This is a genomic window from Gulosibacter macacae (assembly GCF_003865375.1).
GTDB classification, from domain to species: Bacteria; Actinomycetota; Actinomycetes; order Actinomycetales; family Microbacteriaceae; genus Gulosibacter; species Gulosibacter macacae.
The window spans coordinates 69,801-91,754 of the sequence record NZ_RQVS01000012.1 but is presented as its reverse complement, the minus strand read 5'-3'; the positions used below and the strand labels follow the sequence as shown (position 1 = coordinate 91,754).

Below are 21,954 nucleotides of genomic sequence, written 5' to 3'. Positions count from 1 at the left end.
GAGACCGGCACATGCTCTACGCCTCCACGCCAGCCGCCGACAAGCGCGCGGCCTTCCGCGAACGGCTCTCGAGCGGGGAGCTCTTGCAGTTCCCGGGCGCCTTCAACCCGCTCTCGGCACGACTCATCGAACATAAGGGTTTCGACGGCGTCTACATCTCGGGTGCCGTGCTCGCCGCCGACCTCGGCCTGCCCGACATCGGACTCACGACACTGAGCGAGGTCGCCGGCCGCGGTCGCCAGATTGCCCGCATGACCGAACTCCCGGCCATCATTGACGCCGATACCGGCTTCGGCGAACCGATGAACGTCGCGCGCACCGTACAAGAGCTCGAAGATGCGGGACTCGCGGGTCTACACATCGAAGACCAGATCAACCCCAAGCGTTGCGGTCACCTCGACGGCAAGCAGGTCGTTGACGTCGATACTGCGACCAAGCGCATCCGCGCCGCCGTCGACGCGCGCCGTGACCCGAACCTACTCATCATGGCGCGCACCGACATCCGCGCCGCCGAAGGGCTCGACGCCGCACTCGACCGCGCCAAGGCGCTCGTCGATGCCGGGGCCGATGCGATCTTCCCCGAAGCAATGCGCACACTCGACGAGTTCGCGGCAATGCGCGCGGCGGTCGATGTGCCGCTCCTCGCCAATATGACCGAATTCGGCAAGAGCGAGCTGTTCTCGGTCGACGAACTGCGCGATGTCGGCATGAACCTCGTGATCTGGCCCGTGTCGATGCTGCGCATCGCGATGGGGGCCACGGGCCGCGCGCTCGACGAAATCAGCGAAAAGGGACATCTGCGTGACAAGCTCGGCGAGATGCAGCACCGCGCTGATCTCTACGAACTCCTCGACTACGAGGCCTACAACCACTTCGACACCTCGGTGTTCAACTTCCAGATCGAACGCTGAGAGAGGAATCACCATGGAAACCAAGGAAATCTATAAGGGCCTCGCCGGCGTGCCGGTCGACTACACCGCGATCTCGAAGGTGAACCCCGAGACGAACTCGCTGCTCTACCGCGGCTACCCGGTGCAAGACCTCGCGGCCAAGTGCTCGTTCGAAGAGGTCGCGTGGCTGCTCTGGCACGGCGAGCTGCCGAGCGAGGATGAACTCGCCGCGTTTGTTGCCGATGAGCGCGCTGGCCGCGCCCTCACGCCCGAGATCCGCCAGGTGATCGACGGGCTGTCGCTTGAGGCACATCCGATGGATGTGGTGCGCACGGCAGTGTCGGTGCTCGGCGCGAACGACCCGACCACCGAAGACAACTCGGCCGAGGCAAACCTCGCGAAGTCAAAGCGGATGTTCGCAGCCCTTCCCGCCGTCGTCGCTTACGACCAGCGCCGCCGCCACGGGCTCGACGTGGTGGAACCGCGCGACGACCTCGACTACTCGCAGAACTTCCTCTGGATGGCGTTCGGCGAAGAGGCCGCTCCCGAGGTCGTTGACGCATTCCGGGTGTCGATGGTGCTCTATGCCGAGCACTCGTTCAATGCCTCGACCTTCACGGCGCGAGTCATCGCATCCACCACCTCAGACATCTACTCGGCCGTCACCGGCGCGATTGGGGCGCTCAAGGGTGCCCTGCACGGCGGCGCGAACGAGGCTGTGATGCACACCTTCGCCGAGATCGGCTCGGCCGACAATGTGGTGCCGTGGCTCGACGAGGCGCTCGCTGAGAAGAAGAAGATCATGGGCTTCGGGCACCGGGTCTATAAGAACGGTGACTCGCGCGTGCCGACGATGCAGGCGGCGATGGAGCGGATGATCGAGCACTACGGTCGGCAGGACATCCTCGACCTTTATCGTGCGCTCGCGGCGGAGTTCACCGAGCGCAAGGGGATTCAGCCGAACCTCGACTATCCGGCCGGGCCCACCTATCACCTCATGGGCTTTGACACCCCGACCTTCACGCCACTGTTTGTCGCCTCGCGCGTGACCGGTTGGACGGCGCACGTGCTCGAGCAGAACGCAGCCAATGCGCTCATTCGTCCGTTGTCGGTGTACAACGGCGTCGACGAGCGTCAATTGCCGTAGTTCTCGCTGGAGGCAAGTATGGGCCTCGTGGCGAAGTTCCCCACCCATGGGTGGGCGACTTCACCACGAGGCCCATACTTGTGCGCGGTTATGCCTCTGCGTCGTTATGCCTCAGTGGGCTTAGTGGGCTCGACCGACTCAGTCGATTCGCTCGCCTCGGCCTTACCGACCTCGACGCCCTTCGCGTAGATGAGCGAGGTGACCGCAGCGATCGCGAGCGTGCCGAAGATGAACACGAGCGAGAACCAGGTGGGAATCTCGGGCACCCAGAGCACCGGCTCGCCACCGTTGATGAATGGCACCTCGTTGACGTGGAGTGCGTGGAACACGAGCTTCACGCCAATAAAGCCGAGGATGAACGCCAGCCCGAGATCGAGGAACGCGAGGCGCGCAAGCAGTCCCTGGATAAGGAAGTAGAGCTGTCGCAGACCCAGCAGTGCCAGCGCGTTCGCCATGAACACGAGGTACGGCTCCTGCGTGATACCGAAAATCGCCGGGATCGAGTCAAGTGCGAACAGTAGGTCGGTGAAGCCGAGCGCGATCACCACGAGGATGAGCGGCGTCCACATCTTCTTGCCGTTTTCGACGATCTTCCACTTGTCGTCGTTGTAGTGGTCAGACGCGGGGACGAAGCGCTTGATGTGCTGCACCCATCCCGGCATCTCGGGGTCTTCATCCTTGAACGAATCGATGAACTGGCGCACGGCCATGAAGAGCAACCAGGCACCAAAGATGTAGAACACCCAGGCCCAGGCTTCAAGAATGAGCGCGCCACCGATGATGAACGCGGTGCGCATCACTAGGGCGATTGCGATGCCGATGAGCAGCACCTTCTGTTGCGCAATATCGGGCACCTTGAAGCTCGTCATGAGCAGCAAGAACACGAAGAGATTGTCGACTGACAGCGCCTTTTCGGTCGCGTAACCGGTGATGAAATCACCCGCGTGGTTCCAGTCCCAGAGCCAAGCGACGAGGAACATGAACACGAACGCCATCGCGATATAGAAGAGGGACCACATCCCAGCTTCTTTCATCGACGGCACATGCGCGTGCTTGACGTGCGAATAGAAGTCGAAGAAGAAGAATCCGACTACGACCGCGACACTGATCGCCCAGATCCAAATATCGACGTGACCCACTAAGCCTCCAGGGTTCGCAAAGAACATCTCTGAAGGTCTCTTCCGCCGCATTGCGGCCGGCGAGCCCGGAACCCCAGTGGTGGGATTCGTGATGACGAACACGCCGCGAGAGGAATACTCCCCTTCACCGGCCCCAAGAGTACACGTCGTGACCGGGTTGAGACCTAGGCGATTAGATATCCGTTCGCTGAGCGCACCACGAAACCTGCTGCCGCAGAGTCGTCAGTCTCGATCACCGACATCGCGAGATTCGAGATGTGCGGCGCTCGCCAGCCGAGAAGCTCGGTGAGCACGAGGCGAATGACCGAGCCGTGGGCAACGACGAGCACCTCGGCATCATCGTCGTGGGCGGTAGCGATTTCGCGCAGCGCCGCGAGTGCGCGGGCGACGACCTCGGGCTCGGGTTCGACCGTCGGATGGTCGATCGGCAGGCGTTCACCATTGTCGTCGTAGACCGGGGCACCCTCGAGTTCACCGAAGCTGCGCTCGACGAGGTTTGGCGCGATGCTCGGGCGCGGCAGGCCATTCTCGACCGCGATGATTTCGGCGGTGCGCAGCGCTCGGGAGAGGGGAGTGGCGTAAATCTCGCTCCAGCCGTGTCCGCGTAGCAGGCGCGCCGCATCCTCTGCTTGCTCAAGACCGCGGTCGTTGAGTGGCACATCAGTGCGTCCCTGCAGGCGGGACTGGGCGTTCCAATCGGTCTCGCCGTGTCGAATGAGGCCAATGCGCATCACGTGCTCCTTAGTGCTCAACGGTGCGGTCGCTACCAAGCGCATCCTCCCACGGCCACAAGTCAGGTCGCGTAACCTGGGGCCATGGCGGAACGGAACTCCTGGTCACTCGGCAGTGCACTACGCGGCATGTTTGGTCGACAGACGATCGATGAGTCGACGTGGGACGACCTCGAGGATGCATTGCTGCTCGCCGACTTCGGTCCGGTGATCACCGACGAGATTCTCGAAGAGCTGCGCGGACAGGTCGAACGATTCCGCACAACCGACCCGCGCGACCTCAAGCGGATGCTGCGCGAGACCATTGAAGATCGCCTCGCGAAGTTTGACCCGACCCTCAACCTCTCGGCGAGGCCGGCAGTGACGCTCGTGGTCGGCGTGAACGGGGTCGGCAAGACGACAACGATCGGCAAGTTCGCGCGCTTCTTGCGGAACTTTGGTCGCACGGTCGTGCTTGGCGCCGCCGACACCTTCCGCGCAGCGGCCGTGGAACAGCTCGATACCTGGGCGATGCGGGCGGATGTGCGCATTGTGCGGCCGCAACAGTACGGGCAGGATCCGGCCTCGGTCGCCTATCAGACCGTTGAGATCGCGATGCGTGAGGGCATCGAGATGGTCATTCTCGACACAGCCGGTCGCCTGCCGACGAAGGCCGGGCTCATGGATGAGCTCACGAAGATTCACCGAGTGGTCGAGAAGCTCACCCCGGTGAGTGAAGTGCTGCTCGTGCTGGATGCGACCACCGGCCAGAACGGTGTTTCGCAAGCCGAGGCATTCATCGAGCATTCGGGCGTGACCGGGCTTGTAATCACGAAGTTGGATGGTTCGGCCAAGGGTGGCTTCGTGCTCGCCGTGCAGGAACGCACCGGGTTGCCGATCAAACTCATTGGCACGGGGGAGTCGATCGACGACCTCACCGGTTTCACGCCGCACGTATTTGCCGAGAAGCTCGTCGGCGACGCGTGACGTTCGCGATTCGACCGCTCGGCGATGCGGATGCGGATGCTGCCGTCGCGCTCTGGCACGAGGTGGGGTTGACCCGGCCGTGGAATGACCCGCACGCTGATTTCGCGCGGGCGCTCGCGACCTGGCCGGAGCTGTTGCTCGGGGCGTTCGCTGACGAGGCCGCTGATGGTGAAGTGCTCGTTGGCACCGTGCTCGGTGGCTACGACGGACACCGCGGCTGGGTGTACTACCTGGCTTCCGCGCCCTCGCATCGCGGTGCCGGTATCGGGCGCGCGCTCATGGCCGAGATCGAGCGGCGACTCGAAGCTCAGGGATGCCCGAAGCTGCAACTCATGGTGCGCAGCGACAACACCAGCGTGCTCGCGTTTTACGACCACCTTGGCTATGCGGTGAACGAGGTCGCCGTGCTCGGTAAGCGCCTCATCGCAGACTAGGGCGCACTTCGCGAGCCTCAGTACGCGAGGTTCACGCCATGACGCACACGTACTGCCGTTTCTACCCCTCTCGTGGCGTTCACCCCCACGCATGGGTGGGGGTGAACGCCACAAGAGGGCCACTTGCGGTGCGTGACTAGCTGGTGAGCTTGGCTGGGTCGAGGAGTCGGATGCGCGGGCCGTCGACTTCGATGGCGCCGCTCTTTGTGAGCCGCGCGAGCGCCCGCGAAAACGACTCGGGTGTCATGCCGAGATACGAGGCCACCTCGCGCTTGGTCATCGGCAGGGTCACCACCGCAGTCTCGCCGTCGCGCGCAAACGGCGAACCGAGCAGGTAGTCGGAAAGGCGGGTCACGGCATCCGTGCCGGCGAGTGCCGTGATGCGCCGCTCAGCGCGCTGTAAACGAGTGCTCACGGCGCGCAACATCTCAATCGCGACCTGCGGATGCGCTGAAATGATGCGCCCGAGGTCGCGGTGATCGAACACACACATCTGCGAATCTTCGAGCGCCGTCACAGTGTCATCGGGTCGAGCGCCGGTGAGAAAGGCATGCTCACCGACGACTTCGCCGGGGCCGACTGTGCGCACAAGCCACTCGCCATCGGCGCGCGATTGGGTGAGCTTTGAGGTGCCGGTGTGCACAACGAACAGTTGCGCGATCGCATCCCCTTGTCGATAGAGCGCTTCGCCAGCTCGCAGCTTGCGTGGGCGGGCGTAGCCGGCGATCTCGAGCTGAGTTGCGCGCGGCAACTTGGCGAACACCGGCACGCGCGCGACGCAGAGATCGTCTTGAGATTCGTGCACGGGGGTGAGCCCGAGATCGCGATGTTGCATGTCCCGATCCTCCTTGACGCGCCTGTACGCAGGCCTTGACGTTCGTCAAGGCGAGGGGCCTACTTCGTTCGTACCTTGAGAACTGACCCCACCGCATCCGAACGAAAGGACCGGACCATGACCACCACCACCACCCACACCACCCTCCGCGCCGAAGGCTTCACCTGCCCCTCCTGCGTGCAGAAGATCGAAAAGCAGGTCGGACGCCTCGACGGCGTCGACGCGGTTGAAGTGAAATACGCCAGCTCCCGCATCGAAATTGACCACGACCCGGCACTCGTAAGCGTCGACGATCTTGTCGCCGCCGTCGACCGCGCCGGCTACCGCTCGGCTCCTGCCGCCTTCTAATCCGAACCGCCAAGAAAGGAAAAGACCCATGAACGCGTCGCTCCACCAGCTACGCACCTCGAAGTGGACCGTGCCCGGTATGGCCGCGGCCCTCGCGGTCATCGCGTGGTTGCTTATCTGGTCAGGGATGCAGTGGGCCGGCGATGCGTTCATGCTCGCCTCAGCCGCCGTTGCCGGCATCCCGATCGTGGTCAAGGCGGTGCGTGCGCTGCGTGCTCGCGTCATCGCCATCGACCTTCTCGTCGCCGTCGCCGCGATCGGCGCCGTCTTCATCCAGAACTATTGGGAGGCCGCCGCCGTCACGACACTCTTCGCCCTCGGCCACGCGCTTGAACTCGCGACGCTCGCGAAGACCCGCGCGGCCCTTGGCGAACTCATCGACCACGCTCCCGACATTGCGATCGTCGAACGCGATGGCACCGAAATCGAAACGCCTGCGACCCAGGTGCGCGTCGGCGAAACCGTCATCGTGAAGGCCGGCGCTACGGTGCCGGTCGATGGCGAAGTGCTCGCCGGCGAAGCCGCAGTCAACGAGGCGAGCATCACCGGCGAATCGATCCCCGCAGCGAAAGGCCCGGGCGACCCGGTCTTCGCCGGCACCCTGCAAACCGGCGGCTATCTGCGCGTGCGCACCGACGCTATTGGCGGCGAAACGACACTCGCGCGCATCATTCGCCGCGTCGAGGATGCGCAGGATGCGAAAGCCCGTACCCAGCAATTCATGGACCGCTTCTCGAAGTGGTACACACCCGGCATCATCCTGCTCGCGCTCGTGACCGGACTCATCACCGGCAACGTTGAACTCGCGTTGACGCTGCTCGTCATCGGCTGCCCCGGCGCGCTCGTTATCTCGATTCCCGTCGCGATCGTCGCGGGCATCGGCCGTGGTGCCCGCCGCGGCGTGCTCATCAAGGGCGGCGAACACCTCGAACGTGCCGCGACCATCGACGTCGTTGCCCTCGACAAGACCGGCACGCTCACCGAAGGTCGCCCGCAGCTCACCGATGTGGTGCCGCTTGACAGCCGCACAAGCGAAGACGAGCTGCTGCAACTCGCGGCACGCGTCGAACTTGGCAGCGAGCATCCGCTTGCCCGGCCCATCGTCGAAGCCGCTCGCGAACGCGCCCTCGACCTCACCACCGCCAACATCGCCTACGCGCCGGTCGTCGGCCACGGCATCACGGCAGTGCTCGACGGTGAACGAGTGGTCGTTGGTAAGCCCGAGCTTGTTGCCGAGGAGCTCCCCGGCATCGACCTCGCTCTCGCGAAGTATGAGGTGGAACGACTCGGCGAACTCGGTCGTACGGCCATGGTGGTTGCCGACCACAGTGGTGTCCGCGGCGTCGTCGCGGTCGCCGACACTGTGCGCGCTGATGCGGCCGAGGCCATCGCTGCGCTGCACCGCCGGGGCGTGCGCCGCGTGGTCATGCTCACCGGCGACCGCGAATCAGTCGCCCGCGCCGTTGCTACCGAACTCGGCATCGACGAGGTGCGTGCTGGGCTCCTCCCCGACGACAAGCTCGAGGCGATTCGCGAGCTGCAAGCATCCGGCCACCGCGTCGCCATGGTCGGCGACGGTGTGAACGACGCACCAGCGCTCGCGACGGCCGACACCGGCGTTGCGATGGGGGCAGCTGGCAGTGGGCTTGCGGTCGAGACCGCCGATATCGCGCTCATGCGTGATCAGCTGCGCCACGTCGCGGATGCGCTCGGGCTCGCCCGCGCGACCGTGAGCGTCATGCGGCAGAACATCGCGATCGCGCTTGTCACCGTGGTGCTGTTGCTTGCGGGTGTCTTCGCGGGCGGCGTGACGATGAGCATTGGGATGCTCGTGCACGAGATCTCGGTACTCGTTGTGATCGTCAACGCGATGCGGCTGCTGCGCTATCGCACGGCGTGAGTGGGGGCGGGATCTCGATACGGCCTACGGCCTACTCGATCAGCCAGGGTTGGGTGGTCGAGTAGGTCGAAGGCCGTTTCCTTGGCGCATTGAGTAGGCCGAAGGCCGTATCGAAATGCAGGGAACGCGGGGTCTCAATTCGCTTCGCTACTCGACCACCCAGTGAGGGCTGCCTCCTAGTAGTAGCGCACCTCGTCGAGGGTGAGAGCCTCGTCGAGCGGCGCCTGCGCCTTCGCAAGCTGCACGTAGTTACCGGCGTGCGGGATGAACCCGGCTGCTTCTTCGTCGGTCGTCTCGCGGCGCACCTTCGCCGGCACACCCGCCGCGAGCATCCGATCACCAATCTCGAAACCTTCGAGTACCACCGCGCCCGCCGCGACGAGCGACCCGGCGCCGACGCTTGATCCGCTGAGGAGCGACGCGCGCATCCCAATGAGCGTGCCATTGCCAACGGTGGTGCCGTGCAGCATCGCCGCGTGACCGATCGTCACATCGTCGCCGAGCGTGCACGGCGCATCCGGGTCGACGTGCACGACGGTGCCGTCCTGCAGATTCGTGCGCGCACCAATGCGGATGCGGCCGGAGTCGCCGCGCAGTACGCATCCGTAGAAGACGCTCGAGTCGGGACCGATTTCGACGTCGCCAATGATCGTCGCGTTCGGTGCGATCCAGGCCGAGCTGTGGATGCGCGGGGCAACGCCGTTGAAGGGAAGGATGAGGGGGCCGTTGGTCATGGTGGGATTCTGCCAGCCTGCGCTGGGTGCTGCGGCGGCGGGCAATCTCAGCGGGCGGTGCGGCCCGGCTCAGGCGGCAGGAAGAGCTCGCCCGTCACGACCGCTCCGTAGAACGTGCGGCTTGCAACGGTGAGCCACGCAATGACCAGCACCGCATAGGTGGCGAGGGCGGCCACGGTTACGACCAGGAGGCCGGTTTCGTGCGCGAGCGCCGCGAAGCCGGTGACGCAGGTGCCCACGGGGAAGGTGAACGACCACCAGGCGAGTGAGAACGGCAACCCGATTCGCGCCTGACGTGCGACAAGGATGGTGACGATCGTGAACCAGAGCGTCGCAAAGCCGAGTATTGCTGCCGCGTAGGCGAGCGCGAGTGCGTGGAGCGGTGCGGCGAGGGTCGGTGAGACGAGGCCCTCGGCGGCGGTGCCAAGGGCAATGGCCGAAGTTGCCGATTGGCCGAGCGGGCCAAGTGCAATGGCCAACATTGGCACGCGGTGGGCCGGACCAACGCCGAAACGCAATAGGCGTTGCCAGACGAGGCCGATCACGATGAGCGCCGGGATGATCGTGGTGCCAAAGAGCATGGCGCAGACAACGAGGAGCGTGCGCTGCGCCTCGAGGCTTGAAAGCGTGTCGACGAGCCCTATGCCCACCGCGGACGACACCATCGGTGGCACGATCGGCATGAGCCAGCCCATGAACGCGGCGTTCTCATCGTGCGAATGGCGCACAAAGAGCATGATCGGCACGAAGATCGCACTGCCGATGCCGATTGCCGTGCCGGTGAGCCAGCACGCCCAGGCGAGCGCGGATGCGGCCGCGTCACCGATGAGCGCGCTACCCAGGGGTAGGAATCCTGCGGCCACGGCAGTGAACGCCATCGACACAGCGCCGACGAAATTCGCCATGATCGGATGCACGAGTTCGGCGCGCGCGTGTTGCGGAAAGCGCAGCCAGTGCGCCGCGGTGAGGCAGAGCACGATGACCAGCAGCACCAGCGCTGCGAGCCAGACCACCGTCGCCGGTACGGTGAGCCCCTCGGCGACGAGCGGCAGCTTCGTCGCCGCCACACCCACGATTGCCGTACCCATGACCGAGGTGAACCAGTTCGGGCCGAAGTGACGCACGGCATCCCCAGGGCGTTCGAGCTGGCGAAGGAGGCGCCCAGACGATCGGGCACCGTTACGCGAGGCTCGCGAATCAGCCGGGGGCAACACAGACATATCTGCCATGGTGCTCGCTATTTGGGCCGCGGGCTAATCGAGCGTGCGCGTGTGGCGAAACTGCGAAGCTCAGGCAGTTCGGCCTGACACGGCCCGAGACGGTAGAATCGACCCATTATGGCCATGTTCGGGAACCTCTCTGATCGTCTCGTCGAAGCGCTCGGCAACCTGCGCGCGAAGGGCAAGCTCACCCCCGCCGATGTTGACGGCACCGTTCGCGAGATTCGTCGCGCTCTGCTCGAAGCCGACGTCGCACTGCCGGTGGTGAAGGACTTCGTCACGCACGTGCGCGAGCGCGCCCTGAGCGACGACGTCAACCGGGCGCTTAACCCGGCCCAGCAGGTCGTGCAGATCGTCAATGACGAACTCGTGCGCATCCTCGGCGGTACCGAGTCGCGGCAAATTGCGTTCGCAAAGCAGCCGCCGACCGTCATCATGCTCGTTGGTCTGCAGGGTGCCGGTAAGACGACCCTCGCCGGCAAGCTCGCGAAGTGGTTCGTCGGCCAGAAGCACTCGCCGATGCTCGTGGCTGCTGACCTGCAGCGTCCGAATGCGGTGACGCAGTTGCGCATCGTGGGTGACCAGGCCGGCGTGCCGGTGTTCTCGCCCGAACCCGGCAATGGCGTCGGCGACCCGGTGCGGGTGGCCCGCGAGTCAATGCGCATCGCGCGGGACAAGCAGCACGATATCGTCATCGTTGACACCGCCGGTCGACTCGGTGTCGATGAAGCGCTGATGAAGCAGGCCGCCGACATCAAGGCGGCGGTGAACCCCGACGAGGTGTTCTTCGTCATCGACTCGATGATCGGTCAGGATGCGGTCGCCACCGCGAAGGCGTTCCACGACGGCGTCGGATTCACCGGTGCGGTGCTCACGAAGCTTGACGCCGACACCCGCGGTGGTGCCGCGCTCTCGGTGGCGCAGACCACCGGCCAGCCGATCATGTTCGCCTCGGTCGGCGAAAAGCTCGACGACTTCGAAGTCTTCCATCCCGACCGCATGGCGTCGCGCATCCTCAATATGGGTGACGTGCTCACGCTTATCGAGCAGGCGCAGGCCGCGTTCGATGAAGCAGAGGCCCGTGAGGCAGCCGAGAAGCTCGCCAAGGATCAGTTCACCCTCAACGACTTCCTCAAGCAGATGCAGCAGCTGCGTCGCGCGGGCAACTTCAAGAAGATGATCGGCCTCATGCCGGGCATCACGAAGGAAGCCAAGGCCGCGCTTGACGACTTCGACGAGTCGAGCCTTGTGCGCATTGAGGCGATCATTCAGTCGATGACGCCGCTCGAGCGCGAGATGCCGAAGGTGCTCAACGGTTCGCGTCGCGCGCGCATTGCCCGCGGTTCGGGTACCTCGGTGACCGAGGTGAACAACCTCGTGAAGCAGTTCGACCAGATGTCAAAGATGATGCGCACGATGGCGCGCGGGGCAATGCCGGGGATGCCCGGAATGGGTCCGCTTGGCGGCGGTGCGCCGGCGCGTGGTGCGGGTAAGAAGGCGAAGACCAAGGGGAAGAAGTTCTCGGGCAACCCGGCGAAGCGCAGCATTGAGCCGGCGGCCCCGCAGGCCCCGAGCGGCGCATCCTTCGGCGCGGGTGCATTTGGCGGCGGCGCCGGTGGTCAGCAGCCGACACCGGAAGAGCTTGAGAAGCTACAACGCTTCCTCAAGCGCTAGGCGCGTGCCCTAACTGTCATCCTGATCGGCCTATCCCGCAATATTGCGGGATAGGCCGATTTTGATGACTTCTAGGATGCAGGCGCTAGTCCTGCGCGGCGGTCCAAGCCTCGTAGAGGTCGGGACGCACACGGGCGGTGCGCTCAAGCTGCTGCTCGTGGCGCCAGGCCGCAACCTTGGCATGGTGGCCCGAAAGCAGCACCTCGGGCACCTCATAGCCCCGCCAGGCTGCCGGCTTCGTATAGCTCGGGTATTCGAGCAGCCCCGACTCATGCGACTCTTCAACCAGCGACTCCGGGTTGCCGACGACGCCCGGCACCAGGCGTCCAAACGCCTCGATCATCGCCATGACCGCGACCTCGCCACCATTGAGCACATAGTCACCAATCGACACGAGTTCCACCCGAGCGCGCGAGGCGGCCCAGTCGAAGACGCGCTGGTCAATGCCCTCGTAGCGGCCGCATCCGAACACCACGTGCGGCTCTTCGGCGTACCGACGCGCGGTCGCCTGCGTAAACACCTCACCGGCGGGGGAGGGGAAGACAATGAGCGGCGGCTCGGCGGCCTCATCGAGAATGCCATCGAGTGTCTCGCCCCAGGGCTCAGGCTTCATCACCATGCCCGCGCCACCGCCGTACGGGGTGTCGTCGACGGTGCGGTGCCGGTCGTGCGTGGCATCGCGCAGATCGTGGATGCGCAGGTCAATCAGCCCCTGCGTGCGCGCTTTGCCGAGCAACGACAGGTCAAGGATGTCGAAGAACTGCGGAAAGATCGTGACGATATCAACGCGCATGGCGGCTAGTCCTCCTCGGTGACAGCGGTGTCGGCATTGACCGCATGACGGCGCGACCGCATCCCGACAAGTGCGTGATAGAGCGCACCGGCCAGCGGGCCGATGACGAGTGCGAGCTCAGTGGCAAGCACGATCTGTGGCACGGCGAGCAAAATGACGATGGCGAGGCCGGATGCGATCCACCAGCCGGCGACGTAGTGGCCGTGGGCCTCGTGCGCGAGCGTCGCGGCACCCGTGACATAGAGCACGCCGGTAAGGGATGCAGCAAAGGTGAGCGAGGCGAGCACGTCGCCGCCCATGGCAAAGCCCTCGCCCATGAATTCGATGATCGGCGGGCCGAGGAACCAAGCGAGTAGAGCGCCGACGATACCAACAGCGAGCACGACGCCCACCGGCACAATGAGCGCCAAACGACCCTTGTCGAAGCGGTCAACGAAGTGCACGACAAGTGCGTTCTGGAATGAGGTGATCGGCGTGAGAATCGGCGCACGAGTCAGCAACACCGCAAGGAGCAGATTCGAGAGCACGATCGGCTCGGTGCCCGCGCGGGTGGCCTGCAGGATCACCGGGAAGCCCACAACGAGCACGGCTGCCGCAGAAGCTGCCGCCATGGCATTGGCGCTGCGGCGCAGGAAGGCGCCGAGCGGCACATCGGTACGCAACTGCCCGACCTCGCGGCCGAGCGGCGTGAGTGGGAGCATGAGCGGCGCGACCACGGCACCGGCGACGGTCGCGTACATGAAGCCGGCCATGGGGTCGCCGAGGAAGCTGGCGATGGCGGCGACGATGATGCGCGCGGCGGCCTCGAGGGTGAGCAGGATCCCGAACGAACGCCAGCGCGCCGTGCCGGAAAGCAGGCCCGCAAAGGCCGATTGCACTGCGAGCAGCGCCGTCGATACCGAAATGAGCACGGTGCCGAGCACCTGCTGGCCCTCGGGCAGGAGCACCGGGCCCCACAGCGGTGAGGTCGCGGCCATGAGCGCGCCAAGGACGAGGCCGACAAGTGCGGCCGTGGGGAGGGGCCGTGCACCCAGGCCGAGCTCTGCCGCATCCACGCGATGCGAACCGTGGCGCATCAGCTGGCGACGCCGGTCGGCCTCAATTTCTTCGGGGGTGAGCACCTCGATGACGGCGGTGCCGGTCGCGCTTTCGGACACGACGATTTCGTCGGCGTCGTCGATGCCGTTGTCGTTTTCATCGACGATCTTGCGAGTCGTGTCGGCTGCTGATGCGGCGCGGATGCCTCGGGTTGTCTCGTGCATGATTCCCTGCACGATGCCGGAAATTGCGAAGAACAGCGCCCAGTAAACGTTGAAGCCGTCAAAGCGCTCGGCGCCAAGCGTCGAGGTAGCGAGAAAGATGACGAGATAGCCGGTGATCCCCGCGAAGATGGTCGAGAATGCCACCCAGCGCATGAATCAGTCCCGTTCTGTGTTCGAGTTCGGGTCAGCGATCTCGGCGTTGTCGTCAAAGAGGCCGCCCGGAGGCGTCACCGTGATCGTACCCGCGGCGACGTTCACCTCGGGCACGATGTCCTTAACGAATGGCACATAGACGTCGCCGCGATCGGTGTTCACCACGATGAGGTCTTGAGCCGGGAAGTGGTCGACGCGGACGACCTCACCAAGCTTGCGGTCGCCTTCCATGACGGCGAGGCCGACGAGCTGGTGGTCGTACCAGGTGTCGGGGTCGAGTTCTTCGGCGTCATCCTGGTCGACCCAGAGGATGGCGCGCACGAGGGTCTCGGCGGCGGTGCGGTCGACGACATCTTCGAAGAATCCGACGGGCACGTCGTTGAACCAGCGCAATTCGCGCAGGATGAGCTTGCGGCCGTGCCAGGGCGAGGTCGTCGGCACCTGCAATGAGAATGCGGCGCCGGGAACGAAGCGACGTTCGGGCTCGTCGGTGTAGAGCTCGAGTTTGATGGCGCCCTTGAGTCCGTGCGCCTTAACAAGTCGTCCCACCCGAAGCTGGGTGATACCGCTCTTCTTGCTCGCCAATTTAGTCGTCGGCCACGTCAACGCGGACGCGGCGATCGTCGGCGAGCGCTTGGATGAGGGTGCGCAGCGCCTTCGCTGTGCGGCCCTGTCGACCGATCACGCGGCCGAGGTCCTCAGAGTGCACGTGCACCACGAGGACCTCGCCGCGTGCGGAATCGCGCGCGTCCACGCGGACATCGTCGGGTCGATCGACGATGCCGCGGACAATGTGTTCCAAAGCGGACGCGAGCATGTGACTTACGCCTCGGTGGTCTCGGCGTCAGCGGTCTCGGCAGCCTCGTCAGCAGCCGGAGCCTCAGCAGCCTCGTCGGCGGCGGGCGCCTCTTCGGCAGCCGGTGCGGCCTTCTCGGTCTTCGGCTTGAGGACGGGCTTCTTCGCCGTGTCGGCGACGAACTCTTCCTTGGCAGAGGGCTGCTCGACGCGCGACTCGGTCGGGCCTTCGCCCGAGAACTTGCCCCAGTCGCCGGTCAGCTTGAGGATGGCGAGCACGGCCTCGGTGGGCTGAGCGCCAACCGAAAGCCAGTACTGGGCGCGCTCCGAGTCAACCTCGATGAGCGAGGGGTTGAGGGTCGGCTGGTACTTGCCGATCTCTTCGATAACGCGACCGTTGCGCTTGGTGCGAGCATCGGCGACGACGATGCGGTAGAACGGCGCCCGGATCTTGCCGAGGCGCTTCAGACGAATCTTGACAGACACGTGTCTCCTGTAGGTAATGAAGGTAAAGCTCTGAACTCACGACCAAGGGCGTGGGGCACGCTCGGCCAAGGCTCGGGACTGCTGCGCGATGCGAAGAGAGGGTCGCCAGCGCAGACTCAGCTGTCCATTCTTGCAGATTTTCGCGCCGCCTGCCGACCTAATTCCTGCCGTCAGCCAATACGCGGCGTCGCAGTGGGCGCCCGGCGCGGCCAAGGCTCTACGATGTGCCGTATGGAATTCGCGGAATCCCGGCGTGCCACTCTCGGAGTTGAATGGGAGTTGGCGCTTGTAGACCCGGCAAGCGGCGATCTCGTCGGTCGCGCTGCTGAGCTCGTCAGCGCCATCGATGACCCGCGGGTCGTGGGGGAGTTCCTCACGAACACCATTGAGCTGGTGACGAGTGTGCACGATCGCGTTGCCGACGCCACCGAAGAGCTGCGGCAATTGCGTCAAGCCGTCGTGCGTGCCGCTGATCCTCTGGGCGTCGCCGCGATCGGTGTGGGCACGCATCCCTTTGCCGATTGGCATGTGCAGACCGTCGTGCCGGATGAGCGCTATTTGCGTGTCATTGATCGCGCCAAGCAGTGGGGTCGCCAGTTGGCGATCTGGGGCGTGCACGTGCATGTCGGCTTGCCTTCGACCGACTACGTCGCGGATGTCATTGGTGCGGCGCTTGCCGACTATCCGCTCTTTCTTGCGCTGTCGGCATCCAGCCCGTTCTGGGAGGGCCAGGACACGGGCTTTGTCTCGCACCGCACAATGCTCTTTCAGCAATTGCCGACCGGCGGCCTGCCGCCGTCGTTCCGGGATTGGGCCGAGATCGAACGCAAGACCGAGGGCCTCATCAACGCCGGCGTGATCGTCGACGAGCGTGAACTGCGCTGGGATGTGCGACCCTCTTCGCGCTTCGGCACAGTCGAGATTCGCATCGCCGACTCAATGTCGACCATCTCTGAGATTGGCGCCGTCACCGCGCTTGCGCAATGTGTTGCCGAAGAGGCGATGCGCGCCGTTGACAATGGCTGGCCAGCGCGTCGACTGCCCGATTGGGCGGTACAAGAGAACAAGTTCCGTGCGGCCCGGTACGGCCTCAACACCCAATTCATCATTGATGCCGAGGGCGCCGTGCAGAACGGTCGCGAGGTGCTCGCTCGTCGCATCGACGAGTTGCAGCCGATCGCCCGCGACCTTGATTGCGAAGCAAAGCTCATCTCGGCGCTCGCGATCGGTAATGACACGAATGCCGAGCGCCAGCGGGCGCTCATGCGCTCCTCCGGCCGACACGGCCTCATCGACGCCATGCGCGCCGATTTCCTCCGCTAACGGCAGCGCATCCTCTGCGCCCTCTGAATCCTCTGCGCCCACGGCGAACTTTGGCCGGTTCGCGGCCACTTTTTCAGCGAGATTTTGTAGCGTGACCGGCATGCCGAACGCTCTACGTCGCCTGCTCAATTGGATGCGCATCCCCGCGCCGTTTGTCGTTGGCGCCTGGACCGTTGCCGCCTGGCTCATCTTCCTGCAATCAGCCAGTGGGTTCCTCTCGCTGTTCATTGCGGTGCCGGTGTCGTTCTTGCAGATGGCCATTCTTGGCCTCATGCTTTGGCTGCGACCGAGCGTGCGCATCTCGAACGAGTACCGCGTCGATGACGCTGTCTGGTACCTCGGCACCTTTGTGCTCTGGGCGGTCGGAGCTGCGGTGCCGGCGCCCTGGGGTGGCGTCGTGCAGGTGCTCGCCTTCGTGGTCGGGGCCATCGGCATCGCCCGTATTGGCCGCGCTTCGCAGGCCGAAAACCTAGCCAATATGCAGGCGCGAGCGGAACGCATCCGTGAACACCGTGCCGACCAGGCTGGTGGCCGCGCCTGGGGTCCTGACGCAGGCAAGGTCATCACGATTGACACCGGCGTGCAGTGGCAAGAGCAACCCGATGACGTGAAGCGAGGCGGCCCGGTCGTCGACGCTGAGATCGTTGATGACGTGGTGAAGCAGGATGAGGGCCCCGCCGACGAGTGGACCGCGCGTCCCCGGAACGAATAGTCGAATTCGCGGAGCTTGGCCCTTGCCGGGCGCGCGTGGCATGTGGCAGGATTGAACGCTGTGCCGCAGCACGACTCTGCCACGGGGGACACTCTGCCGCGACCGCACACTCACTTCAACTTTTGTTGCGCCCGACCCGTGGCGGCGCAGAGAGTGACTGACCACTATGGCCAATCTCATCGACCAGATCGATGCCGCTTCGCTCAAGGATGTTCCGGACTTCCGTCCCGGTGACACCGTCAAGGTGCACGTGAACATCGTTGAAGGCAACCGCTCGCGTGTCCAGATCTTCCAGGGCGTCGTCATCGGCCGCCAGGGCGCTGGTGTCTCGGAGACCTTCACCGTTCGCAAGGTGAGCTTCCAGGTGGGCGTCGAGCGTCTGTTCCCGGTGCACTCGCCGATCATCGAGAAGATCGAGATCGTCACCCGCGGTGACGTGCGTCGCGCCAAGCTCTACTACCTGCGCGGTCGCTCGGGTAAGGCCGCGAAGATCAAGGAGAAGCGCGAGCACTAATCTCGACGCAGTCTTCCAACAGCCCCCGTGCCACGCACGGGGGCTGTTCCTTTCCAAGTAGACTCACGCAGACCACCACCACCGAGGAGACCGAGTGCGCGACGACTACGAGCTGCCTGAGCTCGGTGCGAGCGACTCCTCGGAGGACGTCGACGTACTCGGTGCTTGGCGGCATTCCCATCAGCCGCGTCACCGCCTGCGTGAACACATTGGCCTGGATGCTAAGGGCAACGTGGTGCGCCGCGACTCACTGACGAGTTTGCTGCGCGATGTGCTCGTGATCGCCGTCATGGCGCTCGTCATCTCGATGGTGGTCAAGACCTTCTTCTTGAAGCCGTTCTACATTCCCTCGGCATCGATGAACCCGACGCTCATCGTTGACGACCGCGTGCTCGTGAACCTGCTCGTGCCGCAGCTCGTCGACATTGAACGCGGTGACGTCATCGTGTTTGAAGACCCCGGTGGGTGGTTGCGCCAGGCCCCGCCGGTTGAGAAGCCGTTGTTGCAGGCGATTGGTGATGGCTTCCTCGAAACGATTGGGCTGAAGCCCGAAGAGACCACGAACCATCTCATCAAGCGCGTCATCGCGCTTCCCGGCGACCACATCGTCTGCTGTAACGCGGTCGGACAGCTACTCATCAATGATGTGCCGATCTCGGAACCGTACGTGCGCGTGCCGACCTATCAGCCCGCATCCGGAATGGAATTCGACGTCACGGTGCCGAGCGACGCCGTGTGGGTGATGGGTGACAACCGCTACAACTCGGAAGACTCGCGCTACCACCAGGATCTGCCAACGGGCGGTTTCGTGCCCTACGAGAACATCGTCGGCCGGGCCTTCCTCATCAATTGGCCGCTTGATCGCCTGCAAATTCTCGGCAATTGGCCCGAGACCTTCGCCACCGTGCCGAAGCGCGAACCGCAGCCGTGAGCCCGATCATTCCGAGCCTCGAAGTTGAGGCCGAACTCTTGCGCGCCGCTCCTGTGGTCATCGGTATTGACGAGGTGGGTCGCGGGGCGCTGGCGGGGCCCGTCGCGGTGGGTGTGTGCGCGGTGCGCGTGGATGAAGTTGCTGTGGGGTATCCCGAGGGGTTGCGCGACTCGAAGCTGTTGACACCGAAAATGCGTGCGCGGCTCGCGCCAGAGGCCCAGCAGTGGGCGTTCGCCTCAGCGGTGGGCTATGCCGAAGCAGCCGAGATCGACGAACTCGGTATTGGCGCCTGTCTCGCGGCGGCGGCCGTGCGTGCGCTCGGTGATTTGTGGCAGGCCGGAGTGGACATTGAGCGGGCGGCGATTCTGCTCGATGGCTCGCACGACTGGCTCACCCCAGGTCTCTCGTCGCCGCTCGCGGTGACGGTGCGTCCGAAGGCTGACCGGGACTGTGCGGCCGTTGCGGCAGCTGCCGTCATCGCCAAAGAAGCGCGGGATGCGCGCATGATCGCGCTCGCTGAGGCGCATCCGCAGTGGGCCGCTTACGGCTGGGCCGCGAACAAGGGCTACGGTTCAGCGGTGCATCGCGACGCGCTGCGCGAGCATGGCGCGAGCACGGCGCACCGACGAACTTGGTTGCATCGCATCCTCACCAGCGAACCGGCCTAGACTGAGTTGTTATGAACGAAGACGCTTTCGACGACTACGAGCGCGGGCTCGAACTCGCACTGTTCCAGGAATATCGGGATATTGCGAAGCAGTTCAAGTTTGTCGTCGAGACCGAGCGACGCTTCTACCTCGCGAACGAGGTCGAGCTCAATCGCCGGGATGCGGCAAACGACTTTTATTTCGAGCTCGCGATGCGCGATGTCTGGGTTTGGGACATCTACCGCTCCGACCGCTTCGTGAAGCAGGTGCGCGTGCTTACGTTCAAGGATGTGAACGTCGAGGAACTCAACGCGCACGACTTTGAACTGCCGCAGGAACTCTCGATCGAGGATTAGGCCGCGTCGGCGGAGTTTGGCGGCCGCGGATTTGCCTCACAGCGGGTCATCCCGCTCCGGGAGCGACTTGTTGCGCTGAGCGGCAAATCGCGGGACGGGCATCGCGCTTCGAGAACCTCAGCACGCACGTTACAGTGTGCGCTGAGGCCCTCGAAGCGCTCCTGAGCTACTTACGCAGCAGGTTCGCCATGATTTCGCGCTGATAGGGCGCGATCACCTCGCCCGAGATGCGGCAGTCGAGCACCCAGGTGCCGGGCTCGTCGCCGGCAGCCCAGGCGGCCCACTCCTCGAGGTCGGCGAGCGAACGCACGACGGTCGAGCGGGCACCGACACCGAGTGCGAGCTGTGCGAAGTCAACTTCGCGGATGAGCATGGGGCGCTCGTCGAGCCCCTGCATCCCGTACTGCGTGATCTCGGCGGTGTAGGCGGCGTCGTTGAAGACGACGACCGTGGCGCGCTCGGCGGTGCGTACGACCGAATCGAGATCGGCGAGCGCCATGAGTCCGCCGCCGTCACCGGTGGGCACCACGAGCATCCGCCCTTCGGCCGCGATCGCGGCACCCGGTGCCGACGGGAAGCCGAGGCCGATTGACTGGAACTGGGTGCCGACCATGATGATCGAGTCGGTCGCGGGTACGCGCAGGTGCGTGTTCGACCAGCCAATGAAGTGGCCACCGTCCGAGCAGACAAGACGCTGCTCGGGGAGGGCTGCGTCGAGCGCGACCATGAGTCCGCGCGGGTCGAGGCGGCCATCGCTCGCGAACTCGGGGCTTTCGCCGCGGTCGAACTGTGCCTGCGCAACCTCATTGGCGTTGATACCGGCCCAGGTGTCGGCCGTCATCGGCTCGAGGTCAGCCATCGCCTCGCGCAACGCCGGTACCGCAGTCGCCGCATCGGCACGCACGAACAGCGAAACCGCCGGGTGCGTCGCGGCCTCGGCAAGGTCGAGCTGGATGAGGTCGGCCTGCGGGAAGAGCCGACCGAAGCCCATGGTGAACTGGTTGAGTCCAGCGCCGACGGCAAGAATGACGTCAGCCTGGGCGAGGTAGCCGGCGGTTGCCTCAGACGAGAATCCGCCGCAGACTCCCGCGTCAAGCGCACGTCCATCGAAGAAGCCGCGCGCGGGAGCGGTGGTCACGGTGATGGCGCCAAGCGAGTCGGCAAGCGCGGTGAGCTCGGCCTGCGCCTCGAGGGCGCCGCGGCCAGCGAGGATGATCGGTCGCTTGGCGGTGCGCAGGCGCTCGGCGACCGCATCCAGTTCTTCGATCGAAGCTGCGGGAAGCTCGGGCGCCTCGAGGTCGAGCGACAGCTCTGGCTCGTCGGTGATGGCCGAGGGCAGGTCATACGGGAGCGCGAGGACGATCGGGCGGCACTCGGTGCGGGCGCGCTGGATGGCCTCGAGTGCGGCGGCGCCAGGCGATTCAGCGGTGACCACGATAGTTGCGGCGCCGCAGGCGTCGGCAAGGGCAATCTGATCGACATCCCAGGGGCGGCGGCCGGCCTCGGGCTCGTCGCCCACGACAACCACCATCGGCGTGCGCGACATCGCGGCCTCGCTGAGCGAGGTGAGCATATTGGTGAAGCCAGCGCCATAGGTGGTGGTGGCGAGCGCCAGCTTGCGGGTGGCGCGGTAGTAGGCATCGGCCGAGGCCACCGTTGCGGTTTCGTGGCGCACCGCGGTGTAGCGCAGCGGCGTGAGTCGAAGCATGGCGTCGACGAGGTGGGCGTTGCCATTGCCAAGCAGGCCGAAGATTTCGGTGGCGTGGGCGGCAAGCACGGTGGCCAGGCGTTCGGCGACGGTCGTCATCTGAGGCTCCTTTGGGCGCGACACTGCGGGGCTCGGGATGCCGAGCGATAGCACAGACTGTATATCAACATTGCGTGAGTGCCTAGCAGAATGTCATGCATTTACCGGCTAGCTTGCACGAATTGTTCGCTGAATGGCCATTCCAGTGGCGCTGATC

The 21,954-nt window shown here is 64.9% G+C and carries 24 protein-coding genes; 13 read left to right on the top strand and 11 right to left on the bottom strand.

Features of this window, described 5'->3' with window-relative positions; translation table 11 throughout:
• The first annotated feature begins 11 nt into the window (after positions 1 to 11).
• Together prpB and EG850_RS10375 are read left to right on the top strand one after the other, a co-directional pair.
• Positions 12 to 911, top strand: coding sequence for a methylisocitrate lyase (gene prpB / locus EG850_RS10380; RefSeq protein ID WP_124973187.1), 900 nt, complete (start codon positions 12 to 14; stop codon positions 909 to 911).
• A gap of 13 nt (positions 912 to 924) precedes the next feature.
• A complete protein-coding gene (locus EG850_RS10375) occupies positions 925 to 2,037 on the top strand; it encodes a bifunctional 2-methylcitrate synthase/citrate synthase (RefSeq protein ID WP_124973184.1) in 1,113 nt (370 codons plus the stop codon).
• 104 nt (positions 2,038 to 2,141) lie between these two features.
• On the opposite strand, the gene EG850_RS10370 is transcribed toward EG850_RS10375, so the two are convergent.
• Both EG850_RS10370 and EG850_RS10365 read right to left on the bottom strand, forming a co-directional pair.
• Positions 2,142 to 3,176: a TerC/Alx family metal homeostasis membrane protein gene (locus EG850_RS10370; protein WP_124973182.1), complete on the bottom strand. Its 1,035-nt coding sequence runs from the start codon at positions 3,174 to 3,176 to the stop codon at positions 2,142 to 2,144.
• A 164-nt stretch (positions 3,177 to 3,340) separates the two neighbouring features.
• Positions 3,341 to 3,907 (bottom strand): histidine phosphatase family protein, encoded by a 567-nt coding sequence (locus EG850_RS10365; RefSeq protein ID WP_185715031.1) that lies wholly within the window; start codon positions 3,905 to 3,907, stop codon positions 3,341 to 3,343.
• A gap of 84 nt (positions 3,908 to 3,991) precedes the next feature.
• Between EG850_RS10365 and ftsY the strand changes: the two genes are divergently transcribed.
• Both ftsY and EG850_RS10355 read left to right on the top strand, forming a co-directional pair.
• Positions 3,992 to 4,873, top strand: a complete 882-nt coding sequence (gene ftsY / locus EG850_RS10360; RefSeq protein WP_124973178.1) for a signal recognition particle-docking protein FtsY — start codon at positions 3,992 to 3,994, stop codon at positions 4,871 to 4,873.
• Positions 4,870 to 5,307 (top strand): GNAT family acetyltransferase, encoded by a 438-nt coding sequence (locus EG850_RS10355; RefSeq protein ID WP_235829290.1) that lies wholly within the window; start codon positions 4,870 to 4,872, stop codon positions 5,305 to 5,307. The genes ftsY and EG850_RS10355 overlap by 4 nt, the downstream gene beginning before the upstream one ends.
• A 136-nt stretch (positions 5,308 to 5,443) precedes the next feature.
• Here EG850_RS10355 and EG850_RS10350 read toward each other — a convergent pair whose 3' ends face one another.
• The gene (locus EG850_RS10350) at positions 5,444 to 6,142 is read right to left on the bottom strand and encodes a Crp/Fnr family transcriptional regulator (RefSeq protein WP_124973174.1); all 699 of its coding nucleotides are present in this window, start codon (positions 6,140 to 6,142) and stop codon (positions 5,444 to 5,446) included.
• 117 nt (positions 6,143 to 6,259) lie between these two features.
• On the opposite strand from EG850_RS10350, the gene EG850_RS10345 reads away from it, so the two are divergent.
• Complete coding sequence (locus tag EG850_RS10345; RefSeq protein WP_124973172.1) at positions 6,260 to 6,490, top strand: heavy-metal-associated domain-containing protein; 231 nt, start codon at positions 6,260 to 6,262, stop codon at positions 6,488 to 6,490.
• Between the two features lie 28 nt (positions 6,491 to 6,518).
• A complete protein-coding gene (locus EG850_RS10340; protein WP_124973170.1) occupies positions 6,519 to 8,390 on the top strand; it encodes a heavy metal translocating P-type ATPase in 1,872 nt (623 codons plus the stop codon).
• A gap of 176 nt (positions 8,391 to 8,566) precedes the next feature.
• Here the strand turns inward: EG850_RS10340 and EG850_RS10335 are convergent, their stop codons facing one another.
• The gene (locus EG850_RS10335; RefSeq protein WP_124973168.1) at positions 8,567 to 9,124 is read right to left on the bottom strand and encodes a gamma carbonic anhydrase family protein; all 558 of its coding nucleotides are present in this window, start codon (positions 9,122 to 9,124) and stop codon (positions 8,567 to 8,569) included.
• Between the two features lie 47 nt (positions 9,125 to 9,171).
• Positions 9,172 to 10,344, bottom strand: coding sequence for an SLAC1 family transporter (locus EG850_RS10330; RefSeq protein WP_185715030.1), 1,173 nt, complete (start codon positions 10,342 to 10,344; stop codon positions 9,172 to 9,174).
• Between the two features lie 117 nt (positions 10,345 to 10,461).
• Between EG850_RS10330 and ffh the strand changes: the two genes are divergently transcribed.
• Positions 10,462 to 12,018 (top strand): signal recognition particle protein, encoded by a 1,557-nt coding sequence (ffh, locus tag EG850_RS10325; RefSeq protein ID WP_124973164.1) that lies wholly within the window; start codon positions 10,462 to 10,464, stop codon positions 12,016 to 12,018.
• An 85-nt stretch (positions 12,019 to 12,103) separates the two neighbouring features.
• On the opposite strand, the gene trmD is transcribed toward ffh, so the two are convergent.
• From trmD to rpsP, 5 genes are read right to left on the bottom strand one after another with little or no spacing between them, the layout of a single operon-like run.
• Positions 12,104 to 12,811: a tRNA (guanosine(37)-N1)-methyltransferase TrmD gene (trmD, locus tag EG850_RS10320; protein ID WP_124973162.1), complete on the bottom strand. Its 708-nt coding sequence runs from the start codon at positions 12,809 to 12,811 to the stop codon at positions 12,104 to 12,106.
• Positions 12,812 to 12,816: 5 nt separating this feature from the next.
• Complete coding sequence (locus EG850_RS10315) at positions 12,817 to 14,217, bottom strand: hypothetical protein (RefSeq protein WP_148097119.1); 1,401 nt, start codon at positions 14,215 to 14,217, stop codon at positions 12,817 to 12,819.
• 12 nt (positions 14,218 to 14,229) lie between these two features.
• Entirely contained in the window at positions 14,230 to 14,775 is a 546-nt protein-coding gene (gene rimM / locus EG850_RS10310) for a ribosome maturation factor RimM (protein WP_328588386.1), read from the bottom strand.
• Between the two features lie 37 nt (positions 14,776 to 14,812).
• Positions 14,813 to 15,043, bottom strand: coding sequence for an RNA-binding protein (locus tag EG850_RS10305; protein ID WP_124973156.1), 231 nt, complete (start codon positions 15,041 to 15,043; stop codon positions 14,813 to 14,815).
• Positions 15,044 to 15,048: 5 nt separating this feature from the next.
• Complete coding sequence (rpsP, locus tag EG850_RS10300) at positions 15,049 to 15,507, bottom strand: 30S ribosomal protein S16 (RefSeq protein ID WP_124973154.1); 459 nt, start codon at positions 15,505 to 15,507, stop codon at positions 15,049 to 15,051.
• 231 nt (positions 15,508 to 15,738) lie between these two features.
• Between rpsP and EG850_RS10295 the strand changes: the two genes are divergently transcribed.
• The 6 genes from EG850_RS10295 (at position 15,739) to EG850_RS10270 (ending at position 19,990) form a co-directional block, all read left to right on the top strand.
• Positions 15,739 to 16,830 carry a YbdK family carboxylate-amine ligase gene (locus EG850_RS10295; protein WP_185715029.1) on the top strand — a complete coding sequence of 364 codons (1,092 nt, stop codon included), beginning with the start codon at positions 15,739 to 15,741 and terminating at the stop codon, positions 16,828 to 16,830.
• A gap of 100 nt (positions 16,831 to 16,930) precedes the next feature.
• The gene (locus EG850_RS10290) at positions 16,931 to 17,542 is read left to right on the top strand and encodes a hypothetical protein (protein ID WP_124973150.1); all 612 of its coding nucleotides are present in this window, start codon (positions 16,931 to 16,933) and stop codon (positions 17,540 to 17,542) included.
• A 166-nt stretch (positions 17,543 to 17,708) separates the two neighbouring features.
• Entirely contained in the window at positions 17,709 to 18,056 is a 348-nt protein-coding gene (gene rplS / locus EG850_RS10285) for a 50S ribosomal protein L19 (protein ID WP_124973148.1), read from the top strand.
• A 94-nt stretch (positions 18,057 to 18,150) separates the two neighbouring features.
• Positions 18,151 to 18,987, top strand: a complete 837-nt coding sequence (gene lepB, locus EG850_RS10280; RefSeq protein ID WP_124973146.1) for a signal peptidase I — start codon at positions 18,151 to 18,153, stop codon at positions 18,985 to 18,987.
• Positions 18,984 to 19,655 (top strand): ribonuclease HII, encoded by a 672-nt coding sequence (locus tag EG850_RS10275; RefSeq protein WP_124973144.1) that lies wholly within the window; start codon positions 18,984 to 18,986, stop codon positions 19,653 to 19,655. The genes lepB and EG850_RS10275 overlap by 4 nt, the downstream gene beginning before the upstream one ends.
• A gap of 11 nt (positions 19,656 to 19,666) precedes the next feature.
• On the top strand, positions 19,667 to 19,990 hold the full coding sequence (locus EG850_RS10270; protein WP_124973142.1) for a DUF2469 family protein: 324 nt from the start codon (positions 19,667 to 19,669) through the stop codon (positions 19,988 to 19,990).
• A gap of 166 nt (positions 19,991 to 20,156) precedes the next feature.
• On the opposite strand, the gene EG850_RS10265 is transcribed toward EG850_RS10270, so the two are convergent.
• The gene (locus tag EG850_RS10265) at positions 20,157 to 21,797 is read right to left on the bottom strand and encodes a thiamine pyrophosphate-binding protein (RefSeq protein WP_124973140.1); all 1,641 of its coding nucleotides are present in this window, start codon (positions 21,795 to 21,797) and stop codon (positions 20,157 to 20,159) included.
• Between the last annotated feature and the right edge of the window lie 157 nt (positions 21,798 to 21,954).